The sequence below is a fragment of the Streptomyces sp. NRRL F-5727 genome, assembly GCF_000719555.1.
GTDB lineage: Bacteria > Actinomycetota > Actinomycetes > Streptomycetales > Streptomycetaceae > Streptomyces.
On the sequence record NZ_JOGX01000011.1, the window covers coordinates 44,801 to 69,317 of the forward strand.

Below are 24,517 nucleotides of genomic sequence, written 5' to 3' on the forward strand. Positions count from 1 at the left end.
GCCTCATGCGCCGTTCCAAAATCGTCTGCACGCTGGGCCCCGCCGTCGACTCGTACGAGCAGCTGAAGGCTCTCATCGAGGCCGGCATGAACGTGGCCCGTTTCAACATGAGCCACGGGACCCAGGCAGAGCACCAGGAGCGGTACGACCGTCTCCGCAAGGCCGCCGCCGACACCGGCCGCGCCGTCGGTGTGCTGGCCGACCTCCAGGGCCCCAAGATCCGTCTGGAGACCTTCGCGGAGGGTCCGGTCGAGCTGGTCCGCGGGGACGAGTTCACCATCACCACCGAGGACGTCCCCGGCGACAAGTCCATCTGCGGCACCACCTACAAGGGCCTCCCGGGCGACGTCTCCAAGGGCGACCAGGTCCTCATCAACGACGGCAACGTCGAGCTGCGGGTCGTCGAGGTCGAGGGCCCGCGGGTCAAGACCGTCGTCATCGAGGGCGGCGTGATCTCCGACCACAAGGGCATCAACCTGCCCGGCGCGGCGGTCAACGTCCCGGCCCTCTCCGAGAAGGACGTCGAGGACCTCCGCTTCGCCCTCCGGATGGGCTGCGACATGGTCGCGCTCTCCTTCGTCCGCGACGCCGCCGACGTCAAGGACGTCCACAAGGTGATGGACGAGGAGGGCCGCCGGGTCCCCGTCATCGCCAAGGTCGAGAAGCCGCAGGCCGTCGAGAACATGGCCGAGGTCGTCGCCGCCTTCGACGCCGTGATGGTCGCCCGCGGCGACCTCGCCGTCGAGTACCCGCTGGAGCGGGTGCCGATGGTGCAGAAGCGGCTCGTCGAGATGTGCCGCCGGAACGCCAAGCCGGTCATCGTCGCCACCCAGATGATGGAGTCGATGATCACCAACTCGCGGCCGACCCGCGCCGAGGCGAGCGACGTCGCCAACGCCATCCTGGACGGCGCCGACGCGGTCATGCTCTCCGCCGAGTCCTCGGTCGGCGCCTACCCGATCGAGACCGTCAAGACGATGTCGAAGATCGTCACCGCGGCCGAGGAGGAGCTCCTCTCCAAGGGCCTCCAGCCCCTCGTCCCGGGCAAGAAGCCGCGCACCCAGGGCGGCTCGGTCGCCCGCGCCGCCTGTGAGATCGCCGACTTCCTCGGCGGCAAGGCGCTGATCGCCTTCACCCAGTCCGGCGACACGGCCCGCCGCCTCTCCCGCTACCGGGTGCAGCAGCCGATCCTCGCCTTCACGACGGACGCCGACACCCGCAACCAGCTCACCCTGAGCTGGGGCGTCGAGTCCTTCCTCGTCCCCTTCGTCGACAACACCGACGCGATGGTCGACCTCGTCGACGCCGAGCTCCTCAAGCTCCAGCGCTACAACGAGGGCGACACCATGGTCATCACCGCCGGCTCGCCCCCCGGCGTCCCCGGCACCACCAACATGGTCCGCGTCCACCACCTGGGCGGCGGCGAGCGCGCCTGACGCGCTCCCCTCGGGATCACGCACGACGACGGCCTCTCCTCCCGGGTGGGAGGAGAGGCCGTCGCTCTGTGCGGCTCCCGGAGTGGTACGGGGGTCAGGCCGGTTCGACGGTGTTGCGGAGGTCCTCCACGTGGAGGTTGCCGCCGAACTGGCCCGCCTGCTTGAGCTTCACGTTGGTGAAGAAGACCGCCGGGAGGTCCAGCGGGGGCGGGGACTCCGGGCCGAAGGTGATCGGGATGATGCCGAGGAGGTTGCCCTTCAGCTCCTCCGTGTACATCGTCACGGTGCCGCCGGTGATGGTCGACGTCGAGCCCCGCTGGGAGCGGACGTGGCCCTCGCGACCGTCGGAGTGCTCGGTGATCTGGTGCAGGTCCTTGATGCCCACGTAGGTCGCGGTGAACTTCAGGACCTTCTTCTCCTGGCCGCCGTAGGTCTTCACCTCGACGATGCCGTGGTACTTCAGGCCGCTGAGCGTGAGCATGGTGCTCTCCAGGCGCCACGGCTCGTCCGGGAGCAGCGGGATGCCCGGCTCCAGCTCGGCCGCGGCGAGCGCCGCGTCGTCGCGTTCGGGGCAGGGGAAGCGGGGCTTGGCGCCGTCGGGTATGTCCGTGTCCTGCTTGGCGTCCAGGCCCTTGGCGCTCTCGTCGAGCTCCTTGACCGCGACGCCGGCCTGCTTGGCGGCCTTCTCGATGGCGGCCTTGGTCTTCGCCGCGGCGGCGTCGGCCTTCGCGGCGGCCGTGTCCTTCTGCTCGGCGGGCGCCTCGGTGGGTGCCTCGGTGGGCGCGGGCTCGTCGGCCGTGGCCGCCTTCTGCTGCGGCGCGGCCGTCGTCGCCGACGGGGTCGGCGCGGGCGTCGCGGTGGCGGACGGGGTCGCCGTCGGCTCCCGGTCCGGGGCCAGGCCGTCGAAGAAGTCCGTGATGGCGTCGCCGACGCCCAGCGGGTCGAGCGGGTTGACCGACTGGGTGGGCGTGGGCGTCGGGGCGGGCGCGGCCGTGTCGGCGGCGGAGGCCGCGAGGGCGGACGCGGTCGCGGTCGCCGTCGGCTCCGGGGTCGCCGTGGCGGTGGGCGCGGCGGTCGCGGTCGCGGTGGCGGACGGGGTCGCCGACGGCTCCTCGGACGGTTCGGTCGGCTCGGTGGCCGTGGCCGTCGGTTCCGGCTTCGCGGTCTCGGTGGCCTTCGCCGTGGGCGTGGCCGTCGTCTCCTCCGCCACCGGCTCGTCGGAGCGGGTCACACAGGGGCCGGGGGCGAAGGGGATGTCCTTCTCGTCGGCCAGGGCGGGACTGGGCGCCAGGCCCATGCCCATGAGCACCGCGGTCGGCATGGCGGCGAGCGCCATCGCCTTGCCCGCGGGGCCCTGGATCCTGTTCAGCAGCGTCTTGCGAGGGGCCGCGTGGCGCGGCCCGCTCCTCCCGAGGCCCTGCTGGGTCTCGTCACCCCGCACTGTTCCTCCCGCCGTTGGCGTCGATCGTCGTGTCGGTCGCCGGCTCGTACGCCTCGCGCTGCTCCGGGACTCCGGCCGCCAGGACGGTCTCGGCCTCGGAGTCGGAGTCGTACGCGGTCTCCTCGGAGACCGCCGGCTCACCGTCGTGCTCCGCGTGGCCGGTCTTCTCGACCGGCGGGGCGGGTGCCCAGGCCGCGGACATGCCGCCGCCGACGAGGGCGAACAAGAACCCGATGACGAGACCGCCGAAGTTCGACACGGGGATGGAGACCAGGCCGAGCACGATCGCCGCGATGCCCGCGAAGACCCGGACGACGGGCTGGAACCACATCGTCAGGCCGAGCGTGAAGAGCAGTACGCCGATGATCAGCGCACCGGCTCCGGCGGTCGTGGCCATGGCCAGGGTGATGTTGCCGAGGCGTACGTCCCCGTACGGGAGGTAGGCGATCGGCAGGCTGGCGAGGATGGTGAACAGGCCCGCCCAGAAGGGCCGGGTCTGCCGCCAGACCTTGAACCGGTTCTCCTTGCGGACTTCGGGGGAGGCAGGGGTCTCGGCGCTCATGGAAAACAGCTCCCTGGAAGCGGTGTTGCTGAGAAAGGTGAGGAGACCGGGACCGGCCCGGTGCAGGTGCGGGCCGCCGGAACGGCCCGCACCCCGGAGCACCAGGTCAGTCCTGGAAGCACTCCTTCTCGGTGCCCCGGTGCAGGGACAGCTTGAGGTCGGGGAGCTTGAAGGTGGCGGCCGTCGTGGCCCACGCCTTCTGCTTGACGTTGGTCAGGACGACCTCTTCGGCGCGCTGGGCGAAGCCGTTCGGGTTGGCCTTGGTGTTGGGCTGGATGCCCTGGCCACCGTCGTACTTCGGCAGACCGCCGGCCGCGACGCCGATGTCGATGTTCTTGAAGTCGGCGTCGGCGTCCAGGTAGGAGACATCGAGGTAGATGTCCTTGGCCTGGACCTTGTCCGCGTCGGCGCCGCTCTTCGCGGCGGCCTTGCCGGCCTCCAGGCGCAGGGTGATGTCACCCAGGCCCAGGACGGGGGTCACGACGGACTGGCACATGTTGGTGATCTTGGCCGTGTCGAAGCCGGAGACCGCGACCGGAGCGGCGAACGGCTTGCCCTCCAGGTCCTTGCCCTGGTCGACGCTGCCGTACTGGACGAACTCGGTGCCCTCGAGCTTGTCCGTCGTGACCTTGAACTCCTGGCCGGAGATCGCGAAGGACGCGGCGAGCGCGCCCTGCGCCAGGCCGACACCGATCGCGGCCGTGGCCGCCAGGCTCGGGACCATGACGACGGCGAACCGCTTCCATCTGGTCCCGCCACGAACCTGGGAACTCATGAGAATCCTCCTTCTCGGACGTACATCTCCAGGAGGGGCCCGGGGCCCGTCCTGGGATGGGAGAAGAGCTACGTCCTCGGGAAGGAGAGCGCCGAGGCATCAGGAGACGCGACGCGCGTCCGGATCACCGGCGATCACCCCCGAGCGACAACCATGTGCCGCGCGTGCGCACGGCCCGGTGGACAGGTCCTGCCCGGTGGGAGCAGGAACCCCCCTGTCCGATGGCCGGCAGCCTGGGGCGCCGGCCCGCCCGGTGGGGACCCGCGCCGCGCGTCCAGGCGGTTGCCGGGGCGTGCGGTTCGGACCGAGCGTGGCCGATCGTGGTCCATTCCCGGCGCCCGCACAAGGGGTTCATTACTCGCTAGTAACGGACGTGTGACCGCGCCATGGCGTGATGCCGCCGAGCGGGCACGCAGGGTGGGGGCGCGAGGTGCCGAAAATCCGCTTATAGGAGGGTGAACCCGGACAGACACACGGGTTCGATTTACTGCAAGTAACAGCGGCCGCGATTATCAAGATTTGGTAAAGCGCGGCCGCCGGTTGTCACCGTGTCGCCAAATCGACGGACGATCCGGCACCCTTCCCCGCCCTGAGCAGGCGCTTAGCCTCAGGCCGGGGACAACGGGCTCAGAACAGCACGCGGGCCAGCGCCTGCCGGGCCGCGATCACCCGCGGGTCCTCGGGGCCGATCACCTCGAACAGCTCCAGGAGACGGAGCCGGGCCGTGTTCCGGTCGTCGCCGAAGGTCCGGCCGACGGTCTCGACCAGCCGCCCGAAGGCGTCCTGCACATGACCGCCCGCCAGGTCCAGGTCGGCGGCGGCGATCTGCGCCTCGACGTCCGCCGGGTCGTCCGCCGCGTTCTTCCGCACCGCCTGCGGGTCCATGCCCTGCACCCGCTGCAGCAGTTCGGCCTGGGCGAGGCCCAGCTTGGCCTCGGGGTGCTCGGGGTCGTCGGCCAGCACGTTCTTGTACGCCTGCACCGCGCCGGCCAGATCGCCCGCGTCCAGGGCGGACATGGCCGCCTCCAGGAGGGCGTCGTACGGGCCGGCGGCCGGCCGCTCGGACCCGGAACCGGCGGCGTCCCGGTCCACGGTGAGGCCCGTGAGGCCGAAGCGCTCCTCGCCGACGTGGATCAGCTGGTCGAGGGTCTCGCGGATCTGCGCCTCCGGCACCGCACCCTGGAAGAGGGGCAGGGCCTGGCCGGCGACGACCGCGAAAACGGCCGGAATTCCCTGGATGCCGAACTGCTGCATCAGCATCTGGTTGGCGTCGACGTCGATCTTCGCGAGCAGGAAACGACCGTCGTACTCCACGGCCAGCCGCTCCAGGAGCGGACCCAGCTGCTTGCACGGCTCGCACCACTCGGCCCAGAAGTCGAGGACGACCGGGACCTCGGCGGAACGCTGGAGCACATCGCGCTCGAAGCCCGCCTCGTCGACGTCGATCACGAGGGCGGACGGCGGCACCGCCGCGGGTCCGCCGTGGCGCGCCGCCTCGGCGCGCGCCTGCTCCGCCTTCGCCTTGGCCTCTCCGGCCGCCTTCACCGCGGCGAGGTCGACGACGCCGCTCATGGACATGTTTCGGGGCTGCATGAGTACATCCTCCCCCTTCCGCGCGCGGAACCGGTAAGCCATGGCTGAACAGCACCCTCCGCCGAGGGCGCCCGTACCCGCCGGGTCCCCACCCGGCGGTCCTGCATGGTTGTCGCTCAGGCCGCTCAATGCCTTTCGCTACGGGTCGTAGCGTAATGGCCGACGCGGGGCCGGGGGCCACCGTCCTCCCGTGAACTGCCTCACACGACGGGCCCCTGGCGCCGTACCTACCGGCGAGTATGGTCGTCGTTCATGTGTAGCCGCACCACCCCCCGAACCGGCCGCCCCCGCTCCACCGAGGCCGACGCGGCCATCCTGGAGGCGACCCGCGCGGCCCTGGTGGAGCTGGGCTGGTCGAAACTCACCATGGGCGACGTCGCCGGCCGCGCCGGGGTCGCCAAGACCACCCTGTACCGCCGCTGGGCCAACAAGAACGAACTGGTCGTCGACGCCGTCGCCGTCCTCTTCGATGAACTCGAACTGCCCGACCTGGGTTCCCTCCAGGCGGACATCGAGCACGTGGTCCTCCAGTTCGCCGCCCTCCTGGAGCGCCCGGAGACCAAGACCGCGCTGATGGCCGTCGTCGCCGAGTCGACCCGGGACGTGCCGCTGCGCGAACGGATCCGCACCTCGATCGTGGAGCGCCAGAAACGGCTGGTCCTCGACGGTCGGCGGCGGGCGCAGGAGCGCGGCGAACTCCCCGCGGACCGCGACCCGGTGACCGTGGACGCCATCGACGACCTGATCTTCGACGTGGTCGCCGGCGCCGTGGTGCACCGCGCTCTGGTGAGCGCCGAGCCGGTGGACGGCCAGTGGGTGGCCCGGCTCTCCGCGCTGCTCGTGGGCGGCCTGGGCGCGGTGGCGGCGCTCGGCTAGCGTGCCCGCATGATCACCCGTACAGACATCCGGCTGTCCGAGCCGGTGCGCGCCCTGCTGGACGACGTCAACCACGCCGTCCTGGCCACGATCCAGCCCGACGGCTCCCCGCAGACCTCGGTGGTGTGGGTGGGCCGGGACGGCGACGACGTGCTGATCTCCAGCCAGGACGGCCGCCGCAAGGTCGGGAACATCCGGGCCGACGCCCGGGTCTCCCTCACCCTCCTCGACCGCCGCGACCCCGACCGCTACGCGGAGATACGCGGCACGGCCACGGTCACCGAGGACGAGGGCCGGGCCCTGGCGGTGGCGCTGGCGGAGAAGTACGAGGGCGAGGGCGCCGGCCGGGAGTACCTGGAGCTGCCGCCGGAGAAGGTCCGGGTGGTGCTCCGGATCACCCCGGCGAAGGTGCTGGGCTCGGTCCGCTGACGCGGGCGGACGAAGGGCCGGTGCGGGGAGGTCCCGTACCGGCCCTGTCCGTTCGCGTCGGGGGCGTCAGAAGCCCGCGGGCTCCACGTACACGCCCCACTCGTCGCGGAGCACGTCGCAGATCTCGCCCAGGGTGGCCTCGGCGCGGACCGCGTCGAGCATCGGCGGGATCATGTTGGAGCCGTCCCGGGCCGCCGCCAGCATCGCGTCGAGGGAGGCGCGGACCTTCGCCTCGTCGCGCCGGCCCTTCCGCTCGCCGAGGACCCGGACCTGCTCCCACTCGACCTCGTGGCTGACCCGCAGGATCTCCAGGTCGCCGGTGACCGAGCCGTGGTGGACGTTGACGCCGACGACCCGCTTCTCGCCCTTCTCCAGGGCCTGCTGGTAGCGGAAGGCGGACTCGGCGATCTCGCCGGTGAACCAGCCGTCCTCGATGCCGCGCAGGATGCCGGAGGTGATCGGGCCGATCGGGTGCTGCCCGTCCGGGTGGGCCCGGAGCCCGCGCTCCTTGATCTGGTCGAAGATCTTCTCGGCGTCGGCCTCGATCCGGTCGGTGAGCTGCTCGACGTACCAGGAACCGCCCAGCGGGTCGGCGACGTTGGCGACGCCGGTCTCCTCCATCAGCACCTGCTGGGTGCGGAGCGCGATCTCGGCGGCCTGCTCGCTGGGGAGCGCGAGGGTCTCGTCGAGGGCGTTGGTGTGGAGGGAGTTGGTGCCGCCGAGGACGGCGGAGAGGGCCTCGACCGCGGTCCGCACGACGTTGTTGTACGGCTGCTGGGCGGTGAGCGAGACGCCGGCGGTCTGGGTGTGGAAGCGGAGCCACTGCGCCTTGTCGGTCTTGGCGCCGTAGACCTCCTTCATCCAGCGGGCCCAGATCCGGCGGGCGGCGCGGAACTTGGCGATCTCCTCGAAGAAGTCGAGGTGCGCGTCGAAGAAGAAGGAGAGGCCGGGCGCGAAGACGTCCACGTCGAGGCCGCGGGAGAGACCGAGCTCGACGTAGCCGAAGCCGTCGGCGAGGGTGTACGCCAGCTCCTGCGCGGCCGTCGCCCCGGCCTCGCGGATGTGGTAGCCGGAGACGGAGAGCGGCTTGTACGCGGGGATGCCGGCGGCGCAGTGCTCCATCAGGTCGCCGATGAGGCGCAGGTGGGGCTCGGGCGGGAAGAGCCACTCCTTCTGCGCGATGTACTCCTTGAAGATGTCGGTCTGGAGCGTGCCGTTGAGCACGGCCGGATCGACGCCCTGGCGCTCGGCGGCGACCAGGTACATGCAGAAGACGGGGACGGCGGGGCCCGAGATCGTCATCGACGTGGTGACGTCGCCGAGCGGGATGTCCTTGAAGAGGACCTCCATGTCGGCGGCGGAGTCGATGGCGACACCGCAGTGGCCGACCTCGCCGAGGGAGCGGGGGTCGTCGGAGTCGCGGCCCATGAGGGTGGGCATGTCGAAGGCGACCGAGAGCCCGCCGCCGCCGGCGGCGAGGATCATCTTGTACCGCTCGTTGGTCTGCTCGGCGTTGCCGAAGCCGGCGAACTGGCGGATGGTCCAGGTGCGGCCCCGGTAGCCGGTCGGGTGCAGTCCCCGGGTGAAGGGGTACTCGCCGGGCCAGCCGATGCGCTCGAACCCCTCGTAGCTGTCCCCGGGCCGGGGCCCGTAGACCGGCTCGACGGGGTCCCCGGAGAGCGTGGTGAAGTCGGCGTCGCGCTTGCGGGCCTTGTCGTAACGGGCCTGCCAGCGACGGCGGCCTTCCTCGATGGCGTCAGCGTCCATGCCTTCGAATTTACTAGGACGTCCTAGTAAATGTCGATGGCACACCCCCGCACATCTGTGCGGGGGTGGGTGTCAGGCGTTCGCGGGAACCGGCTGCGCGCCGCTGACCAGCGGCTTCACCTCGGCGACGACCTTACGCTCGACGATGAAAGCGGCGAAGGGGATCGTGCCGGAGAGCAGCACCCACACGATCTTGCCGAACGACCAGCGGGCCTTGGAGCCCAGGTCGAAGGCGAAGATCAGGTAGATGATGTACAGGACACCGTGGAGCTGGGAGACCGCGAAGGTCAGGTCCTCGCCGGTGTCGAAGCCGTACTTGGCGACCATGCAGCCACAGAGCACGAGCAGCATGACGGCGGTCACGTACGCCATGACGCGGTAGCGGGTCAGCACGCTGGATTTCATGCCGTCGAGCGTAACCGCCCGTTCCGGGCGATCTTCGCCGGGGTCAGCCCTCGTCGAAGTCGTGCGCCGCGACCCGCAGGGGGCGCAGCAGGGCGAAGATCTCGGCGCACTCCTCGGCGTCGTACGCGCCCAGGCCGAACTCCATGTCCATCAGATCGCGGGTGGCGGACTCGACCACCTCGCGGCCCTTCTCGGTGATGGAGGCGAGGGTGCCGCGCCCGTCGTTGGGGTTGGGGCGCTTGTCGACGAGGCCGGACTTCACCAGGCGGTCCACCGTGTTCGTCACCGAGGTGGGGTGGACCATCAGCCGCTCGCCGATCTTCGACATCGGCAGCTCGCCCGCCTGGGAGAAGGTGAGCAGCACCAGAGCCTCGTAGCGGGCGAAGGTCAGCCCGTAGGGCTTGACCACGGCGTCGACCTCGGCCAGCAGGATCTGGTGGGCGCGCATGATCGAGGTGATCGCGGCCATCGAGGGGACCGGACCCCAGCGCTTCTGCCAGAGTTCGTCGGCTCGGGCGATGGGGTCGAAGGGGAGACTGAGCGGCTTCGGCACGCGTCGACCTTACCGACTGGTCATATGGCGGTCAGCCCCGTCTCACTTTTCGGCCGCCCGACGCCCGGGCCTCGGCCAGCAGGGCGGCCACGGCCGCGGTGGCGAGGACGCCGGCGCCGGCGACGGTCAGATGGACGGGGACGAACTCGGCGACGAGCCCCGCGCCGGCCATGCCGACGCCCTGGACGGTCATCATCCCGGCCGTCATGAGGGTCATGGCCCTCCCCCGCCGCTCCTCCGGGACGGCGGCGACGAACCAGGCGTCGAGGCCGAGGGTGTACGCCCCGGCGGCGCCGGCCAGCACGAGGGCGAGCGCGGCGAGGGCGGGGCCGGGGCGGAGCGCGTAGAGGAGGAAGGGGAGGAAGCCGGCGAGGAGGAGCGGGGCGACGAGCCGGGAGCGGGTGGCGGGGCGCAGGACGGCGCCGGCCAGGAGCTCACCGGCGATGGTGCCGACGGGCATGGCGCACATGAGGAGGCCGAGGGCGGCGGTGGAGACGCCGAGCTCGTCGGCGTAGGGGGCGGCGAGCGCCTCGGGGACGACGACGAAGAACGGCGGCACCCAGAAGAGCAGCATCAGGGCGCGGATCCGCCGGTCGCGCAGCAGCGACCAGGTGGCGCCGAGCCCTTCGCGCCGGTCCGCGGCGCGGGCGGGGCGGCGGGCGGTGCCGAGGCGCAGCAGGAGGGCGGAGAGGAGGAAGGTGCCGGCGGTGAGGGCGATGGCGCCGCGGGCGGGCAGGACGGTGAGGAGGACGCCGCCGACGCCGAACCCGGCGAGCAGGGCGGACTGGGAGACGATCCGGAGGAGGGAGCGGCCGAGGACGAAGAGGTCCCCCTCGCCGAGGATGTCGGCGAGGGTCGCCATCCGGGTCCCCTGGAAGACGGGGGCGACGGCGGCGACGGCGCAGCGCAGCACGAGGAGCCCGGCGACGGGGGTGGCGGGCAGCACCATCAGCGCGACGGCGGCGGCGCAGACCAGGTCGCAGACGACGAGCACGCGACGGGGCGGATGGCGGTCGGCGAGCCCGGCGAGGAGGGTGCCGCCGAGGAGGTAGGGCAGGAACCCGAGCGCGAAGGTGAGGGAGGAGAGGAGCGGGGAGCGGGTGAGGTCGTAGACGAGCACGGTGAGCGCGATCTCGCTGACGACGAGCCCGAGCAGGGACAGCAGGTGCGCCCCGAACACCCACCGGAACTCCCGGACGCGGAAGACGGCGAGGTAGCCGGGCGGGGCGGTTTCCGCGGCGGGGGGAGCGGTGGCGGGGGTGTCGGTCCGGGTCATGGGCGCAGCCTGCTGCGCGGGGTGGGCTCCGCCCTAGACTTTCGGCTTCAGCCGAATCTCGGGGGGCGTGGTGCCGTACCACCTGGTCTTCGGCGAAGCCGATCCGCTGCGGATCCGGTTCGCCGTGTCGCCGCTGTGGGAGACGCAGTCCGCCGTGCGGGTATTGGCGCGGCCGCGGCAGCAGGGGTACCACCTGCCGTGGCTGCGGCGGATCGGCGGGGCGGCGCGGGAGCTGGACCTGGCGCCGCTCCAGCTGCTGATGCCGCTGCGGGGGCATTCGCCGGACTTCCTGTACCCGCCGCCGCTGGGGCCCGCCGCCTCCTTCGAGGAGGAGCTCGCCGCCGTACGTGCGGTCGATCCGGCGCTGGTCGGGCCGGACCTCGCCCGGGCGCTGGCCTGTACGCCGGGGGCGGCCGAGAGCGCGGAGGGGCGGCGGCTGCTCGCCGACCCCGCCGGGGCGGTGGAGCGGCTGGCCGGTCTGCTGGAGGCCGCCTGGGAGGCGCTGATCGCCCCGCACTGGCCCCGGCTGCGGGCGCTGCTCGAGGCGGACGTCGCCCACCACTCGCGGCGGCTCGCGGAGGGCGGTCTCGAACGGCTGCTCGCAGAGCTGCACCCGTCGTTCTCCTGGGACCCGGAGGCGGCGGTCCTGGAGGTGGGCGCCTACCGCGGCGAGCACGTGCGGGCGCTGGGCGGGCGGGGTCTGGTGCTGATGCCGTCGGTGTTCATCTGGCCCGAGGTGGTGAGCGGTTTCGACGAGCCGTGGCAGCCGACGGTGGTGTATCCGGTGCGCGGGATCGGCGGGCTGTGGACGGAGTCGCGGGAGCGGACGCCGCGGGCCCTGGCCCGGCTGCTCGGCCCGGTGCGGGCGGACGTGCTGTGCGCGCTGGACGAGCCGACGGGGACGACGGCGCTCGCGCACCGGCTGGGGCGGGCTCCGTCGTCGGTCTCCGCGCACCTCGCCGTGCTGCGGGACGCGGGGCTGCTGACCTCGCGCCGTTACGGCCACCAGGTGCTGTACGAGCGGACGCCGCTGGGGATCGCGGTGTCGCAGCCGGACGCCGGCTGACCGTCATGTAACGATACGTCCCGTTGGTTCCGCCACTCCCCGTGTTGCCGACCCTGGGGGCCGGATGTCCCGCCGTACCGCCGTCACCGCCTTCGCCCTCGCGACCGCCCTGCTGCTGACCGGCAGCGGGTGCTCCTCCGACGGGCCCGCCCCCTCCCCCGTCGGCCCGCCCGCCGCGACGAAGGGCGAGGCCCCGGCACCGACCGGCGGGTCGCCGTTCTGGGTGGACCCGGAGAGCGACGCGGCGAAGCAGGTGCGGCAGTACGAGGCGCAGGGCCGCACCGACGACGCCCACGTGCTGAAGCGGATCTCGGAGCAGCCGGTCGCGGAGTGGCCGGCCGGGGACGACCCGGTGCCGGAGATCCTGCGGGCGGTGCGCGGGGCGACGGCCGAGAACCGGACGGCGGTCTTCGTGGCGTACAACATCCCGCACCGGGACTGCGGCATGTACTCGGCGGGCGGGGCGCACGACGCGCAGGCGTACCGGGCGTGGGTGGACGCCTTCGCGTCGGCGATCGGGGACGCCTCGGCGGTGGTGGTGCTGGAGCCGGACGCGGTGCCGCACATGGTGGACGGCTGCACGCCGGGGCAGTACCACGAGGAGCGGTCGCAGCTGCTGACGGAGGCGATCGAGCGGCTGAAGCGGCAGCCGCGGACCCGGGTCTACCTGGACGCGGGGAACCCGGCGTGGATCGACGATCCGGGGAAGCTGGTGGAGCCGCTGCGGCGGGCGGGGATCTCCCGCGCGGACGGCTTCTCGCTGAACGTGTCGAACTTCCAGACCAACGCGGCGGTGCGGGACTTCGGGGCGGCCCTGTCGGGGCTGCTCGGCGGGATGCACTTCACGATCGACACGAGCCGGAACGGCGCCGGCCCCCTCCCGGGCGACCGGGCGGAGGCGTGGTGCAATCCCCCGGGCCGGTCGCTCGGCGTGCCGCCGACGGACCGGACCGGGGACGCGCTGGTGGACGCGTATCTGTGGATCAAGCGTCCGGGCGATTCGGACGGGCAGTGCCGGGGCGGCCCGGCCGCGGGGACCTGGTGGCCGGACTACGCGCTCGGGCTCGCCCGCCGCGCACGGTCCTGATCATCCGTCAGTCGCCTTTCACCTGGACCCACTTGGCCTCCGAGGGGATGCCGGCGTCGTCGGTGACGAAGAGCATGTACCAGCCGGGCGGCACGAGCGTGCGGTCCTCGGGGGCGTCCACGGTCACGGTGAGTCCGTCCTTGCCCTTGGTCAGCTCCAGGGCCACCGAGCGCTGTTCGACGTCGGTGGTGTGGGTGACGGCGCTGGGCCGCATGAGGCGGGCCTTGGCGATCCGGCCGGCGTCCTTGGTCTTGAAGGTGGCGCGGCCGTTCCGGTCGAGCTCCCGCGGGCCCTCGCCGAGGGCCGGCCGGTCGGGTCCCGCCTTGTGCAGATAGGGCGGGGTGAAGACCTCGATGCGCTGCTCGAAGGTGCCGAGCTTGGTGTTGTCCTTGTCGTCGAAGAGCGGGTCGGAGCCGAAGGTGGCGACCCGGCCGTCGGGCAGCAGCAGCGCCTCCGAGTGGTAGTTGCGGCCGACCATGGGGTCGGCGGCGGCGGCGAAGGCGTTGGCGGCGGGGTCGTAGAACTGGGCCTTGAGGATGTCGCTGCCGCCGCGGCCGCGGTAGTCGCGGGAGCCGCCGGTGGTGAAGACGGTGTCGTCGGGGAGCAGGACGCTGCTGAGGTAGCGGGTGCCCTGCGGGAGGGCGGGGCCGTCCCGGAAGGTCGGGCTGTCGGTGTTCAGGTCGACGATGGAGGTGCGGGCGGTGGACTTGGCGGACTCGCCGACCCCGCCGCCGCCGAGGACCATCACCTTCTGGGCCTGCGCCGGGGGCAGGATCAGGGAGGCGGAGGTCTCCAGCTGGTCGGGGTCGGTCAGCCCGGGCAGGGTGGTGAACTTGTTGGTCTTCAGGTCCCACAGGCCCGGCGCGCGGCCCTTCTCGGCGGGCCCGTAGCCGGCGTTGGAGCCGGTGTAGAGGAGCTTGCCGCCCTTGGTGAGGAAGAGCGAGGGGTAGGTGGGGAAGTAGCGGAAGGGGCCCTTGCTCCACTTCTTGGTCTTCGGGTCGTAGATCTCGTTGTCGCCGGGGACGACGTCGCCGACGTCGTTGAGCCCGGACACGGCGAGGACCTTGCCGTCCTGGAGGCCGACGAGCGTGGGGTACCAGCGGGCGTCCTTCATCGGGGCGACCGGGATGTACTTCTCCGCCCTGGGGTCGAACTCGTAGGCGGCCTTGATGCCCTGGAAGTCCTGCTTCTCGGTGGTGAGCTTCTGGGCGAGGCCGTAGACGTTGTCGGCCTGCTCGCCCTTGAGCCCGACGACCTCGTACTGGGCGGCCTCGGTGGTGAGGCCCTGCGGGCCCTCCTCGACGGCCTCGACGAAGACCCGGGCCTCGGCCGCGGTCACCTTGGTTTTCCACGGCTTCATCTGGCCGCTCTTGAAGTACGAGATCTCGAACTCGCGCTTCGCCTTGGGCACGGTGACGTCGGTGGTGGTGACGTACTCGACCCCGGACGGGGAGCGGAAGCGGGTGCCCTTCTTCAGGGTGACGGCCTTGTCGGGGCTCTCGTTCTTCACCCGCATCCCGCCGCCGGCCTTCTTCACCCCGCCGTCGAGCACCTCGTAGCGGGCCGTGCCGCCGGCCACCAGGAGCCGCCCGTCGGGGAGCTGGCTGTGGCCGGCGCAGAAGAAGTCCTCCGGGGTGGGGATCTTCTTGAAGGTGTTCTTCACCGGGTCCCACAGGACGGTGTCGAAGGTCCCCGCGTCGAAGTTCTTCTGGTTGTTGCCGGAGCCCGCGATCAGCAGCACCTTGCCGGTGTGCAGGAGGGCGGCGTGGATGGCGTTGATCCGGGCCCCGTCGGGGACGGAGACACCGCCCCAGGAGCCGTACTTCTTCTTGTAGCCGGGCTGGGCGATCTTGTAGGCGTGGTACTTCTCCGAGGCGAAGGAGACGGCGGCGGGCGCGTTGAGCGCCGCGAGGACGACGACGGCGCCGCTGCCGAGCAGGGTCTTCTTGAACTTCTTGGACGGCCGGTAGGCCATGGATCAGTTCCCTCCGGTCGTCGTGGGCGCGGTGGTCGCGGGCGGGTGCGGCGGCAGGGGCGGGAACTGCGGCAGCGGCGGTACGGTGCGCAGCTCGACCCCCTTCCGGGCGAGGGCGAGGCGGCGGTCGCGGGTCCGGATGCGGGCCCGCTCGCGGACGGTGCGGGCGCGCCGGTCGCGCAGCAGGGTCCAGGCCCAGACGGTGACCGGGGCGAGCGCGATGACGAGGGCGAGGACCGCCCAGGTGCGCATGGCCGCGTGGGTGTGGTCGAAGCGGACCGAGGCCACCAGGGAGGCGACGAGGACGACCGCCCAGTAGAGGTGGATGCGGAAGGTGAGGACCCGGTCGGGGCTGGCGGCGCCGCCCTTGGGGGTGACGACGAAGCGGCCGCGGGTGCGCAGCAGCGCGGAGCCGAGGGACTTGAGGTAGATGGGCGCGGAGAGCGCGGACATCACCATGCCGGCGAGGCCGCCGGAGCCCTCGGGTTCGTGCGGGGAGACGTTGTGGCGGCGGTTCCAGAGGTAGAGGCCGATCTGGAGGGCGACGGCGTCGCTGTAGATCATGAGCCAGACCTGGGAGGAGACCTGGGTGCCGGAGGCGCCGAGCCACAGGTAGAGGACGCAGCTGAGGATGCCGAGCAGCCAGTTGACGGCCGTCATGGGGTAGTAGACGAGCATCAGCGTGTAGTTGAGGAGGCGGCCGGGCGGCATGCTGAACGGCGCCTTCCAGTACTGCTTGATGATCGTCTCGTACGTCCCCCGGGACCAGCGGAGCTGCTGGGTGAAGAAGTCCGTCCATGACTCGGGTCCCTCGCCGACGGCGAGGACGTCGGGGGTGTAGACGGAGCGCCAGCGGCGGCCGGTGACCGGGTTCCTGCGGCGGTGCAGCTCGAAGCCGGTGGCCATGTCCTCGGTGATGGAGTCGTACAGGCCGCCGATCTGCTTGAGGGCGGCGATCCGGACGACGTTGTTCGTGCCGACGAACATCGGGGCGCGGTAGCGGTTGCCGGCGCGCTGGATGAGCGCGTGGAAGAGGAACTGCTGGGACTCGGCGGCCTTGGTGACGGCGCCCGTGTAGTTGCCGTAGACCTGCGGTCCGACGACGAAGGCGGTGTCGGGGTCGCGGAAGTAGCCGAGCATCCGCTCCAGGAAGTTGGGGAGCGGGACGTGGTCGGTGTCGACCGAGGCGAAGTAGTCGTAGGCGTCGCCGTGCATGGCGAGCCAGGCGTTGTAGTTGCCGTGCTTGGTCTTCGCCTTGTGGACGCCCTTCTTCCGGTTCCACTCGGGCACCCCGGCGCGGGTGAAGTGGCGGACGCCGAGTTCGGCGCAGAGGGCCTTGGCCTCGTCGGAGTCGCCCTCGTCGAGGAGCCAGACGTGCAGGGTGCCGTCGTGCCGCATGCGGACGGCGGCCTCCAGGGTGCCGCGCACCATGGCGAGGGGTTCCTTGCCGGGCACGTAGGTGGTGAGGAAGGCGACCCGGGTGCCCTTCGCGGGGTACACGGGGACGGGGTCGCGGGCGACCATGGTGGCGTGGGCGATCGAGACGACGTTCACCAGCATGAAGAGGCAGATGAGGCCGATCGACACGAGCATCACCGTGTCGTAGGGCACCCGCCAGGTGTCGTCGCCCTCGCGGACGGTCCAGTGGGTGGGCCAGACCAGGTAGGCCAGGAGCACCGCGGAGAGCAGCGGCGCGAGGGCCATGAGGAGGACGGCTCGTATTCGGTGCGGTTCCTTCGAGAGCAGACTCGTGTACTGCACCTGGTACTCCGCCGTGTCCGGTTCCGTGAGGGGACCGGCGAGTCGGCTGTAGGTGTCGTAGTCGTAGCCTCCCGGCCGCACGGTGCCTCCAGCTGTCGTCGATCGGGTCGATATCCCCACGAAAAGGGACATCATCCGGCGTGTCGACTGGAGTACTCCGAGTGAGGGTGCTCTAGCGCCCGCGTCCACCCGATCGACGCAGCGTGTACGCGACCGCCTTCCGCGCCACCGGGTTCAGCTCCTCCACCGCGGCGATCAGCGCACCCAGCTGCTCCAGCGCGGTGAGGGCGGCGTCGGCACCCTCCGGGTCGACGCCCTCGTAGAGTTCGAGCCCGACGAAGGAGGCGGCGACCGCCCGGGCCAGTCCGGCGGGGTCGGCGAAGCCGTCCAGCGGGGTGCCGGCGAGCACCCGCCGCAGCACGGTCTCGATCTCCTCGACCCACAGGTCGAGCCCGGCGGCGGTGGCGGGCGCGAGCCGGGGGTGGCTCTGGGCGCCGGCGAGCAGCTGGGCGAGGACGGCGACGTGCCCGGCGTCCCGCTCCTCCTCGTGCATCGCGCGACCGAAGGCGAGCAGCTCGGTGAGGCTGGTGACGGCCCGGAGCCGGTCGCGGTGGCGGGCCACCCGCTGCTCGGCCCCGTGCCGGCAGGCGGCGGCGAGCAGTTCGTCGACGGAGCCGAAGTGGTAGAAGACCAGCGCCTGGTTGACCCCCGCCGCGGCGGCGACGGACCGGGCCGAGGTGCCGGTGATCCCGTGCTCGACGAGCGACCGCAGCGCCCCGTCGAGCAGCTTCTCGCGGGTCTCCCGCCCCTTGGCGTCCTGCGCCATCCCGCCCCCTCCTGGCGTACGCGGCGCGTCGCCGGCCCGGTGGCGCTCCCCCGCGGAGACACCGGCGCCGGCGACGGCCGGAAACGGGAGCCGCCCCGTCTTGAGCGATCGCTCAAGGAGGACGTTAGCCGATGTTGAGCGTCCGCTCAAAGTCCCCCGGGACACGACGAAGCCCCTGGCCGGAGGGCCAGGGGCTGCGGGTGCGGAGGGTCAGCCGGCGAGGTGGCGTTCCACCGTCTCGACCTTGGCGGTGAGGCCGTCGGTGACGCCGGGCCGGATGTCGGCCTTGAGGACGAGGGAGACGCGCGGGGCGCGGGCCTCGACGGCGGCGACGGCCCGCCTCACGACGTCCATGACCTCGTCCCACTCGCCCTCGACGCTGGTGAACATGGCGTCGGTGCGGTTCGGCAGGCCGGACTCGCGGACCACCCGGACGGCGTCGGCGACGTACTCGCCGACCTCCTCGCCCACGCCGAGCGGGGTGACCGAGAACGCGACGATCACGCCTTCACCGCCCCCTGGGCGGCCTCGGCGCCGGCGCGGGAGGCGGCGACGGCCGCCTCGGCCTCGGCCTTCAGCCTGCGGTCGGCGAAGAAGCCGCCGAAGGGCAGGACGGAGAGGACGAAGTAGACGGCCGCGGTGCCGAAGCTCCACTTGGTGCGGTTCCAGGCGTCCAGCCAGAAGAGCACGTAGAGGACGAAGAGCACGCCGTGGACGGCGCCCATCACCGGCACCGCGTTGAAGTCCGTGGTCCGCTTCAGCACCGAGCAGACCAGCAGGAGCAGGAACGAGACGGCCTCGGGCGCGGAGACGAGCCGGAGGCGGTGGAGCGAGGAAGCGGTCTTGAGGTCCACGGAGGGGTCACCTTCGTATTCGAGCCGGTGATGCGGGCCGGCGGCGGGCTGCCGAACCGATCTTGTGAACGGATGCACAAGGGTGGGCGGGTCCATTGTGCACGCCGACTTTGCTGTCTCTTTATCCGGGTCCCCGCTACCTTCGACCGGTGGCTACGTTCCGACTCCAAGGCAGCAAGGTGCTCGCCGTGACGATGACCGGCGACGCCGTCAAGGCGAAGAACGGCTCGATGGTCGCCTACGACGGGCAGATGGCGTTCAAGAAGATGAGCGGCGGCGGGGAGGGCCTGCGCGGCATGGTCACCCGTCGGCTGACCGGCGAACAGATGGAGGTGATGGAGGTCAGGGGCCAGGGGACCTGCTGGTTCGCCGACCGGGCCTCCGAGATCAACCTCGTCCAGCTGCACGGCGACAAGCTGTGGGTGGAGGCGAGCAACCTGCTCTGCACCGACGCGGGGCTGCGCACCGGCACCACCTTCACCGGGCTGCGCGGCGGCGCGACCGGCAACGGCCTCTTCACCACCACGGTGGAGGGCACCGGGCAGGCGGCGATCATGTCCGACGGTCCGGCGACGGTGCTCCGGGTGACTCCGCAGTACCCGCTGTCGGTCGACCCGGGGGCGTACGTCGCCCACCAGGGCAACCTCCAGCAGCACTTCCAGTCGGGTGTGACCTTCCGCACCCTGATCGGCGAGGGCGGCGGCGAGGCGTTCCAGATCCGCTTCGAGGGCGACGGGCTGGTCTATGTGCAGCCGAGCGAGCGCAACACGATCGGAGGGGACGTCTAGTGCCGTTCCGTGAGGTCAACTCGAAGATGGTCGAGGCGACCGTGATCCCCGGTCAGCGCCTCTTCAGCCAGCGCGGCGCGATGCTCGCGTACCGCGGCGACGTCACGTTCACGCCGAACATGGCGGGCGGCCAGGGCGGCCTGATGTCGATGATCGGCCGCCGGGTGGCCGGCGAGGCGACGCCGCTGATGACGGTGGAGGGCAGCGGCACGGTGATGTTCGGGCACGGCGGCCACCACATCCAGGTGATCGCGCTGACCGGCGACACCCTCTACGTGGAGGCCGACCGGCTGCTCGCCTTCGACGGCACCCTGGAGCAGGGCACCATGTTCATGGGTTCGCAGGGCGGCGTGATGGGCCTGGTCCGTGGCCAGGTGACCGGCCAGGGCCTCTTCACGACGACGCTCAGGGGCCACGGCTCGGTGGCGGTCATGGCGCACGGCGGGGTGATCGAGCTGCCGATCACGCCGGGCCGTCCGGTCCACGTCGACCCGCAGGCGTACGTGGCGCACCACGGCGACGTCCGCAACAAGCTCTCGACCGCGCTGGGCTGGCGGGACATGGTGGGCCGCGGCTCCGGCGAGGCGTTCCAGCTTGAGCTCAGCGGCAGCGGTGCGGTGTACGTCCAGGCGTCGGAGGAGAAGCTGTGAGCACCCCTGTCATCCACGATCCGCACACCCTGCCGTCGGACGACAACGTCAACGCGTACACCTTCTGCGTGGAGCTGAAGGGCTCCCCCTGGTTCCTGCAGAAGGGGAAGATGATCGCCTACTACGGGCGGATCGAGTTCAACGGGATCGGGCACGGGCGGCTCGACCGGCTGGTGCGGACCGCGTTCCACTCGCCGCTGCACGCGAGCGACTGGGTGGTGGCCGAGGGCACCGGGAAGATGCTGCTGGCGGACCGGGCCTTCGACGTGAACTCGTACGACCTGGACGAGGGCAACCTGACGATCCGGTCGGGGAACCTGCTGGCCTACCAGCCGACGCTGGCGCTGAAGCAGTCGATCGTGCCGGGCTTCGTGACGCTGATCGGCACGGGCAAGTTCGTGGCCGCGTCGAACGGGCCGGTGGTCTTCATGGAGCCGCCGCTGCGGGTGGACCCGCAGGCGCTGGTCGGCTGGGCGGACTGTCCCTCCCCCTGTCACCATTACGACCACGCCTACCTGACGGGCGTGATGGGCGGTGTACGGGCCCTGACCGGCATCGGCGGCTCCTCGGGCGAGGAGCACCAGTTCGAGTTCGTCGGCGCGGGCACGGTGCTGCTGCAGTCGACGGAGCTGTTGATGGCGGAGCGGGAGATCGGCGGGCCGCCGGCCCAGGCCGGGGTGCCGGGCGGGCACGGGGCGCACGGTTCCGGCCAGGCGGCGCAGGGTGCGGTACCGCGCCTTCCCGGCCAGCTCGGTGACCTGCAGCGGCGCTTCGGGTTGTGAGCGGTACTCTGCGGAGCGTGACGCGTCGAACGGCCGCGCGGGGCGTGCGGCCGGCCCGGCGGGTGCCGAGCGTCACCCCGCAGATTTCGTCAAGTATTCAACTTCTTAGGTAGAATCCACTCTATGGACACCGAGACGGCCACTCCCTGGCTCACCGACGCCGAGCAGTGCGCGTGGCGCACCTTCCTCGACGTCCAGAGAATGCTGACGCACCAGCTGGAGCGGGACCTCCAGCCCTTCGGTCTGACCATGAACGACTACGAGATCCTCGTCAACCTCTCGGAGTCCGCCGAGCGCAGGCTCCGCATGAGCGACCTCGCCACCGCCACCCTCCAGTCCAAGAGCCGCCTCTCCCACCAGATCACCCGGATGGAGAACGCCGGCCTGGTCGAACGGGTGAACTGCGAGTCCGACCGGCGCGGCCTGTACGCCGTCCTCACCGACCACGGCATGGAGACCATGCGCAAGGTCGCCCCGCACCACGTGGAGTCGGTCCGCGACCACTTCATCGACCGGCTCACCCCGGAGGCGCTCGGCGACCTCCACGAGTCGCTGAAGCCGGTCGCCGAGCGGCTCCGCGGCAAGCGCGGCAAGCCGTGACCTGACAGAGATGCGGAGAAGGGCCTCCCCGTCCGCGGGGAGGCCCTTCTCCGTGTCGGCCGGTCAGTTGCCGGTCAGGCTGGCCAGGAGCTCGTCGGAGGCCGCGTACGGGTCGAGCGCGCCGGTCGCGATCCGCTCGGCCAGCGCGTCGAGCCGCCGGTCGCCGTGCAGGTCGCCGATCCGCTCGCGCAGCGCCGTGATGGTGATGGTCTCCACCTCGCGGGCCGCGCGCGCCTTCCGGCGCTCCGCCAGGACCCCGTGCTCCTCCATCCAGGCCCGGTGCTTCTCCAGGGCCTCCACCAGCTCGTCGACGCCCTCGCCGCGCGCCGCGACCGTCTTCACGATCGGCGGCCGCCAGTCGCCGGGGCCGCGGGCCTCGCCGAGACCGAGCATGTGGTTGAGCTCGCGGGCGGTGGCGTCGGCACCGTCCCGGTCCGCCTTGTTGACCACGTACACGTCGCCGATCTCCAGGATGCCCGCCTTGGCGGCCTGGATGCCGTCGCCCATGCCCGGGGCGAGGAGCACCACCGAGGTGTCCGCCTGCCCGGCGATCTCCACCTCGGACTGGCCCACGCCGACGGTCTCCACCAGGATCACGTCGCAGCCGGCCGCGTCGAGCACCCGGATCGCCTGCGGGGCGGACCAGGCGAGACCGCCCAGGTGCCCGCGGGTGGCCATCGAGCGGATGTAGACGCCGGGGTCGGAGGCGTGCTCCGACATCCGCACCCGGTCACCGAGCAGCGCGCCGCCGCTGAACGGCGAGGACGGGTCGACGGCGAGCACGCCGACCCGCTTCCCGGCCTTGCGGTACGCGGTCACCAGCGCCGAGGTCGACGTCGACTTGCCGACGCCGGGCGAGCCGGTCAGGCCCACCACGTAGGCGTTGCCGGTGAGCGGGGCCAGCGCCGCCATCACCTCGCGCAGCTGCGGGGACGCCCCCTCCACGAGCGAGATCAGCCGGGCCACGGCCCGCGGCCGGCCCTCCCGTGCCTGGGCGACCAGAGCGGGGACGTCCACCATGCGTGTTTCTCCCTGTGACGTGGTGCTGTCTTACTTGCCGGCCACGCGGATGATCAGGGCGTCGCCCTGACCGCCGCCGCCGCACAGCGCGGCCGCGCCGATGCCGCCGCCGCGCCGCTTCAGCTCCAGCGCGAGGTGGAGCACCACGCGGGCGCCGGACATGCCGATCGGGTGGCCGAGCGCGATGGCGCCGCCGTTGACGTTCACCTTTTCCGGGGACACGCCGAGGTCCTTCATGGACTGCACGGCGACCGCGGCGAACGCCTCGTTGATCTCGATCAGGTCGAGGTCGTCGACGGTCAGGCCGTCCTTCTTCAGGGCGTGCCGGATGGCGTTGGACGGCTGCGACTGGAGCGAGTTGTCCGGGCCGGCCACGTTGCCGTGGGCGCCGATCTCGGCGATCCACTCCAGGCCCAGCTCCTCCGCCTTGGCCTTGCTCATCACGACCACGGCGGCGGCGCCGTCGGAGATCTGCGAGGAGGTGCCGGCGGTGATGGTGCCGTCCTTGGCGAAGGCCGGGCGGAGCTTGCCGAGGGACTCGACGGTGGTCTCGGCGCGGACGCCCTCGTCCTTCGAGAAGATCACCGGGTCGCCCTTGCGCTGCGGGATCTCGACCGGGGTGATCTCGGCCTCGAAGACGCCGTTCTTCTGGGCGGCGGCGGCGCGCTGGTGGGACAGGGCGGCGATCTCGTCCTGCGCGGCGCGGTCGATGCCGAGGCGGGTGTTGTGCTTCTCGGTGGACTCGCCCATCGCGATGTTCTCGAAGGCGTCGGTCAGACCGTCGTACGCCATCGCGTCGAGCATCTCGATCGCGCCGTACTTGTAGCCCTCGCGGGACTTCGGCAGCAGGTGCGGGGCGTTGGTCATCGACTCCTGGCCGCCGGCGACGATCACGTCGAACTCGCCGGCGCGGATCAGCTGGTCGGCCAGCGCGATGGCGTCCAGACCCGACAGACACACCTTGTTGACGGTGAGGGCGGGGACGTTCATCGGGATGCCGGCCTTGACGGCGGCCTGGCGGGCGGGGATCTGCCCGGCCCCCGCCTGCAGCACCTGGCCCATGATCACGTACTCCACCTGGTCGCCGCCGATGCCGGCCCGGTCGAGCGCGGCCTTGATGGCGAAGCCGCCGAGGTCGGCGCCCGAGAAGGACTTGAGCGAGCCGAGCAGGCGCCCCATGGGCGTGCGGGCGCCCGCGACGATCACTGAGGTGGTACCGGTCGTTCCAGACATGAGGCACGGCCCCTAGGGATGAGGAGTGAACGAGGGTTTACCGCCAATGTACTGAGCGGTGCGGCGCCGGGTCACCGGCCAGCCGGTGTGACGGCGCGCACGTTGCGTAACCATCCCGCCGGGGGTGCACTGGAGCCATGCTGACGCGTATCGACCACATCGGAATCGCCTGCTTCGACCTGGACAAGACCGTCGAGTTCTACCGTGCCACGTACGGCTTCGAGGTCTACCACTCCGAGGTCAACGAGGAGCAGGGCGTCCGCGAGGCCATGCTGAGGATCAACGCCACGGACGACGGCGGCGCCTCCTACCTCCAGCTCCTGGAGCCCACCCGCGAGGACTCCGCGGTGGGCAAGTGGCTGGCCAAGAACGGCGAGGGGGTGCACCACATCGCCTTCGGCACGGCCGATGTCGACGGGGACGCCGAGGCGATCCGCGGCAAGGGCGTCCGGGTCCTCTACGACGAGCCGCGGACCGGCTCCATGGGCTCCCGGATCACCTTCCTCCACCCCAAGGACTGCCACGGCGTCCTGACCGAACTCGTCACCTCGGCACCGGCTTCCGCTGACCACTCCTCAGCGGAGCACTGACCTCCGTATTCCCGGCCCGGTAGAGTGGGCGACTCCGGGCCGGGGCCGGTCGGGGCCGCTTCGCGCGGCGCCGTAGTCGGGATGTCGGGGTCGTCCGATCTGTCACGATTCCCCGGGGGGCCGTTCTGTCCAGCTGAACGGTGCTCGTCGGAAAGTTGCGACCGGGTTGGGG

General features: G+C 71.6%; 24 protein-coding genes and 1 pseudogene. 10 read left to right on the top strand and 15 right to left on the bottom strand.

The genetic code is table 11. The annotated features are described in order from the left end of the window. Positions 1 to 5: 5 nt before the first annotated feature. Positions 6 to 1,436: a pyruvate kinase gene (gene pyk / locus IF73_RS0111075; RefSeq protein WP_031006158.1), complete on the top strand. Its 1,431-nt coding sequence runs from the start codon at positions 6 to 8 to the stop codon at positions 1,434 to 1,436. A 94-nt stretch (positions 1,437 to 1,530) separates the two neighbouring features. Here the strand turns inward: pyk and IF73_RS0111080 are convergent, their stop codons facing one another. From IF73_RS0111080 to IF73_RS0111095, 4 genes are all read right to left on the bottom strand, one after another. Next, positions 1,531 to 2,877 carry a hypothetical protein gene (locus tag IF73_RS0111080; RefSeq protein WP_031006160.1) on the bottom strand — a complete coding sequence of 449 codons (1,347 nt, stop codon included), beginning with the start codon at positions 2,875 to 2,877 and terminating at the stop codon, positions 1,531 to 1,533. Next, a complete protein-coding gene (locus tag IF73_RS0111085) occupies positions 2,867 to 3,439 on the bottom strand; it encodes a DUF6114 domain-containing protein (protein WP_031006162.1) in 573 nt (190 codons plus the stop codon). The genes IF73_RS0111080 and IF73_RS0111085 overlap by 11 nt, the downstream gene beginning before the upstream one ends. 106 nt (positions 3,440 to 3,545) lie before the next feature. Further along, positions 3,546 to 4,214, bottom strand: coding sequence for a DUF6230 family protein (locus IF73_RS0111090; protein WP_078868012.1), 669 nt, complete (start codon positions 4,212 to 4,214; stop codon positions 3,546 to 3,548). Positions 4,215 to 4,841: 627 nt separating this feature from the next. Further along, positions 4,842 to 5,807, bottom strand: a complete 966-nt coding sequence (locus tag IF73_RS0111095) for a tetratricopeptide repeat protein (RefSeq protein WP_031006166.1) — start codon at positions 5,805 to 5,807, stop codon at positions 4,842 to 4,844. Positions 5,808 to 6,059: 252 nt separating this feature from the next. Between IF73_RS0111095 and IF73_RS0111100 the strand changes: the two genes are divergently transcribed. Both IF73_RS0111100 and IF73_RS0111105 read left to right on the top strand, forming a co-directional pair. Then, positions 6,060 to 6,683, top strand: coding sequence for a TetR/AcrR family transcriptional regulator (locus tag IF73_RS0111100; protein WP_031006168.1), 624 nt, complete (start codon positions 6,060 to 6,062; stop codon positions 6,681 to 6,683). 9 nt (positions 6,684 to 6,692) lie between these two features. Further along, on the top strand, positions 6,693 to 7,112 hold the full coding sequence (locus tag IF73_RS0111105; RefSeq protein WP_031006170.1) for a PPOX class F420-dependent oxidoreductase: 420 nt from the start codon (positions 6,693 to 6,695) through the stop codon (positions 7,110 to 7,112). Between the two features lie 66 nt (positions 7,113 to 7,178). On the opposite strand, the gene IF73_RS0111110 is transcribed toward IF73_RS0111105, so the two are convergent. The 4 genes from IF73_RS0111110 to IF73_RS0111125 form a co-directional block, all read right to left on the bottom strand. Further along, a complete protein-coding gene (locus tag IF73_RS0111110; RefSeq protein WP_031006172.1) occupies positions 7,179 to 8,879 on the bottom strand; it encodes an acyl-CoA mutase large subunit family protein in 1,701 nt (566 codons plus the stop codon). Between the two features lie 72 nt (positions 8,880 to 8,951). After that, positions 8,952 to 9,284 (bottom strand): DUF3817 domain-containing protein, encoded by a 333-nt coding sequence (locus IF73_RS0111115; protein WP_031006174.1) that lies wholly within the window; start codon positions 9,282 to 9,284, stop codon positions 8,952 to 8,954. 43 nt (positions 9,285 to 9,327) lie between these two features. After that, entirely contained in the window at positions 9,328 to 9,837 is a 510-nt protein-coding gene (locus IF73_RS0111120) for a MarR family winged helix-turn-helix transcriptional regulator (protein WP_031006176.1), read from the bottom strand. A gap of 31 nt (positions 9,838 to 9,868) precedes the next feature. Continuing rightward, on the bottom strand, positions 9,869 to 11,113 hold the full coding sequence (locus tag IF73_RS0111125; protein WP_051716677.1) for an MFS transporter: 1,245 nt from the start codon (positions 11,111 to 11,113) through the stop codon (positions 9,869 to 9,871). Positions 11,114 to 11,183: 70 nt separating this feature from the next. Between IF73_RS0111125 and IF73_RS0111130 the strand changes: the two genes are divergently transcribed. Both IF73_RS0111130 and IF73_RS0111135 read left to right on the top strand, forming a co-directional pair. Continuing rightward, the gene (locus IF73_RS0111130; RefSeq protein WP_031006180.1) at positions 11,184 to 12,179 is read left to right on the top strand and encodes an ArsR/SmtB family transcription factor; all 996 of its coding nucleotides are present in this window, start codon (positions 11,184 to 11,186) and stop codon (positions 12,177 to 12,179) included. Positions 12,180 to 12,243: 64 nt separating this feature from the next. Continuing rightward, complete coding sequence (locus IF73_RS0111135) at positions 12,244 to 13,266, top strand: glycoside hydrolase family 6 protein (protein WP_031006182.1); 1,023 nt, start codon at positions 12,244 to 12,246, stop codon at positions 13,264 to 13,266. Positions 13,267 to 13,273: 7 nt separating this feature from the next. Here the strand turns inward: IF73_RS0111135 and IF73_RS0111140 are convergent, their stop codons facing one another. The 5 genes and pseudogenes from IF73_RS0111140 to IF73_RS0111160 form a co-directional block, all read right to left on the bottom strand. Further along, on the bottom strand, positions 13,274 to 15,241 hold the full coding sequence (locus IF73_RS0111140) for a kelch motif-containing protein (RefSeq protein WP_031006185.1): 1,968 nt from the start codon (positions 15,239 to 15,241) through the stop codon (positions 13,274 to 13,276). A gap of 3 nt (positions 15,242 to 15,244) precedes the next feature. Further along, a pseudogene (locus IF73_RS0111145) lies at positions 15,245 to 17,134 on the bottom strand (glycosyltransferase family 2 protein). 40 nt (positions 17,135 to 17,174) lie between these two features. Next, positions 17,175 to 17,828: a TetR/AcrR family transcriptional regulator gene (locus IF73_RS0111150; protein WP_031006189.1), complete on the bottom strand. Its 654-nt coding sequence runs from the start codon at positions 17,826 to 17,828 to the stop codon at positions 17,175 to 17,177. Positions 17,829 to 18,038: 210 nt separating this feature from the next. Then, positions 18,039 to 18,332, bottom strand: a complete 294-nt coding sequence (locus IF73_RS0111155) for an MTH1187 family thiamine-binding protein (protein WP_031006191.1) — start codon at positions 18,330 to 18,332, stop codon at positions 18,039 to 18,041. Then, positions 18,329 to 18,682: a DUF3817 domain-containing protein gene (locus IF73_RS0111160; RefSeq protein ID WP_031006193.1), complete on the bottom strand. Its 354-nt coding sequence runs from the start codon at positions 18,680 to 18,682 to the stop codon at positions 18,329 to 18,331. The genes IF73_RS0111155 and IF73_RS0111160 overlap by 4 nt, the downstream gene beginning before the upstream one ends. Before the next feature lie 149 nt (positions 18,683 to 18,831). Here IF73_RS0111160 and IF73_RS0111165 point away from each other — a divergent pair, with 149 nt between their 5' ends. The 4 genes from IF73_RS0111165 (at position 18,832) to IF73_RS0111180 (ending at position 21,502) form a co-directional block, all read left to right on the top strand. Beyond that, on the top strand, positions 18,832 to 19,470 hold the full coding sequence (locus IF73_RS0111165) for an AIM24 family protein (protein ID WP_078868013.1): 639 nt from the start codon (positions 18,832 to 18,834) through the stop codon (positions 19,468 to 19,470). Beyond that, the gene (locus tag IF73_RS0111170) at positions 19,470 to 20,120 is read left to right on the top strand and encodes an AIM24 family protein (RefSeq protein WP_031006196.1); all 651 of its coding nucleotides are present in this window, start codon (positions 19,470 to 19,472) and stop codon (positions 20,118 to 20,120) included. The genes IF73_RS0111165 and IF73_RS0111170 overlap by 1 nt, the downstream gene beginning before the upstream one ends. Next, on the top strand, positions 20,117 to 20,902 hold the full coding sequence (locus IF73_RS0111175; RefSeq protein ID WP_031006197.1) for an AIM24 family protein: 786 nt from the start codon (positions 20,117 to 20,119) through the stop codon (positions 20,900 to 20,902). The genes IF73_RS0111170 and IF73_RS0111175 overlap by 4 nt, the downstream gene beginning before the upstream one ends. 123 nt (positions 20,903 to 21,025) lie before the next feature. Beyond that, positions 21,026 to 21,502 carry a MarR family winged helix-turn-helix transcriptional regulator gene (locus IF73_RS0111180; protein ID WP_031006198.1) on the top strand — a complete coding sequence of 159 codons (477 nt, stop codon included), beginning with the start codon at positions 21,026 to 21,028 and terminating at the stop codon, positions 21,500 to 21,502. Positions 21,503 to 21,565: 63 nt separating this feature from the next. Here the strand turns inward: IF73_RS0111180 and meaB are convergent, their stop codons facing one another. Continuing rightward, positions 21,566 to 22,522: a methylmalonyl Co-A mutase-associated GTPase MeaB gene (gene meaB, locus IF73_RS0111185; protein WP_031006199.1), complete on the bottom strand. Its 957-nt coding sequence runs from the start codon at positions 22,520 to 22,522 to the stop codon at positions 21,566 to 21,568. A 30-nt stretch (positions 22,523 to 22,552) separates the two neighbouring features. Next, the gene (locus tag IF73_RS0111190; protein WP_031006200.1) at positions 22,553 to 23,755 is read right to left on the bottom strand and encodes an acetyl-CoA C-acetyltransferase; all 1,203 of its coding nucleotides are present in this window, start codon (positions 23,753 to 23,755) and stop codon (positions 22,553 to 22,555) included. A gap of 137 nt (positions 23,756 to 23,892) precedes the next feature. Between IF73_RS0111190 and mce the strand changes: the two genes are divergently transcribed. Further along, positions 23,893 to 24,345 (top strand): methylmalonyl-CoA epimerase, encoded by a 453-nt coding sequence (gene mce / locus IF73_RS0111195; RefSeq protein WP_031006202.1) that lies wholly within the window; start codon positions 23,893 to 23,895, stop codon positions 24,343 to 24,345. Positions 24,346 to 24,517: the final 172 nt, after the last annotated feature.

Bases quoted from the DNA above. Each gene is read 5' to 3' on its own strand.
- pyk (WP_031006158.1), top strand. From the start codon at position 6: ATGCGCCGTTCCAAAATCGTCTGCACGCTGGGCCCCGCCGTCGACTCG.
- IF73_RS0111085 (WP_031006162.1), bottom strand. From the start codon at position 3,439: ATGAGCGCCGAGACCCCTGCCTCCCCCGAAGTCCGCAAGGAGAACCGG.
- IF73_RS0111090 (WP_078868012.1), bottom strand. From the start codon at position 4,214: ATGAGTTCCCAGGTTCGTGGCGGGACCAGATGGAAGCGGTTCGCCGTC.
- IF73_RS0111095 (WP_031006166.1), bottom strand. From the start codon at position 5,807: ATGCAGCCCCGAAACATGTCCATGAGCGGCGTCGTCGACCTCGCCGCG.
- IF73_RS0111100 (WP_031006168.1), top strand. From the start codon at position 6,060: ATGTGTAGCCGCACCACCCCCCGAACCGGCCGCCCCCGCTCCACCGAG.
- IF73_RS0111105 (WP_031006170.1), top strand. From the start codon at position 6,693: ATGATCACCCGTACAGACATCCGGCTGTCCGAGCCGGTGCGCGCCCTG.
- IF73_RS0111110 (WP_031006172.1), bottom strand. From the start codon at position 8,879: ATGGACGCTGACGCCATCGAGGAAGGCCGCCGTCGCTGGCAGGCCCGT.
- IF73_RS0111115 (WP_031006174.1), bottom strand. From the start codon at position 9,284: ATGAAATCCAGCGTGCTGACCCGCTACCGCGTCATGGCGTACGTGACC.
- IF73_RS0111125 (WP_051716677.1), bottom strand. From the start codon at position 11,113: ATGACCCGGACCGACACCCCCGCCACCGCTCCCCCCGCCGCGGAAACC.
- IF73_RS0111135 (WP_031006182.1), top strand. From the start codon at position 12,244: ATGTCCCGCCGTACCGCCGTCACCGCCTTCGCCCTCGCGACCGCCCTG.
- IF73_RS0111140 (WP_031006185.1), bottom strand. From the start codon at position 15,241: ATGGCCTACCGGCCGTCCAAGAAGTTCAAGAAGACCCTGCTCGGCAGC.
- IF73_RS0111150 (WP_031006189.1), bottom strand. From the start codon at position 17,828: ATGGCGCAGGACGCCAAGGGGCGGGAGACCCGCGAGAAGCTGCTCGAC.
- IF73_RS0111180 (WP_031006198.1), top strand. From the start codon at position 21,026: ATGGACACCGAGACGGCCACTCCCTGGCTCACCGACGCCGAGCAGTGC.
- meaB (WP_031006199.1), bottom strand. From the start codon at position 22,522: ATGGTGGACGTCCCCGCTCTGGTCGCCCAGGCACGGGAGGGCCGGCCG.
- IF73_RS0111190 (WP_031006200.1), bottom strand. From the start codon at position 23,755: ATGTCTGGAACGACCGGTACCACCTCAGTGATCGTCGCGGGCGCCCGC.
- mce (WP_031006202.1), top strand. From the start codon at position 23,893: ATGCTGACGCGTATCGACCACATCGGAATCGCCTGCTTCGACCTGGAC.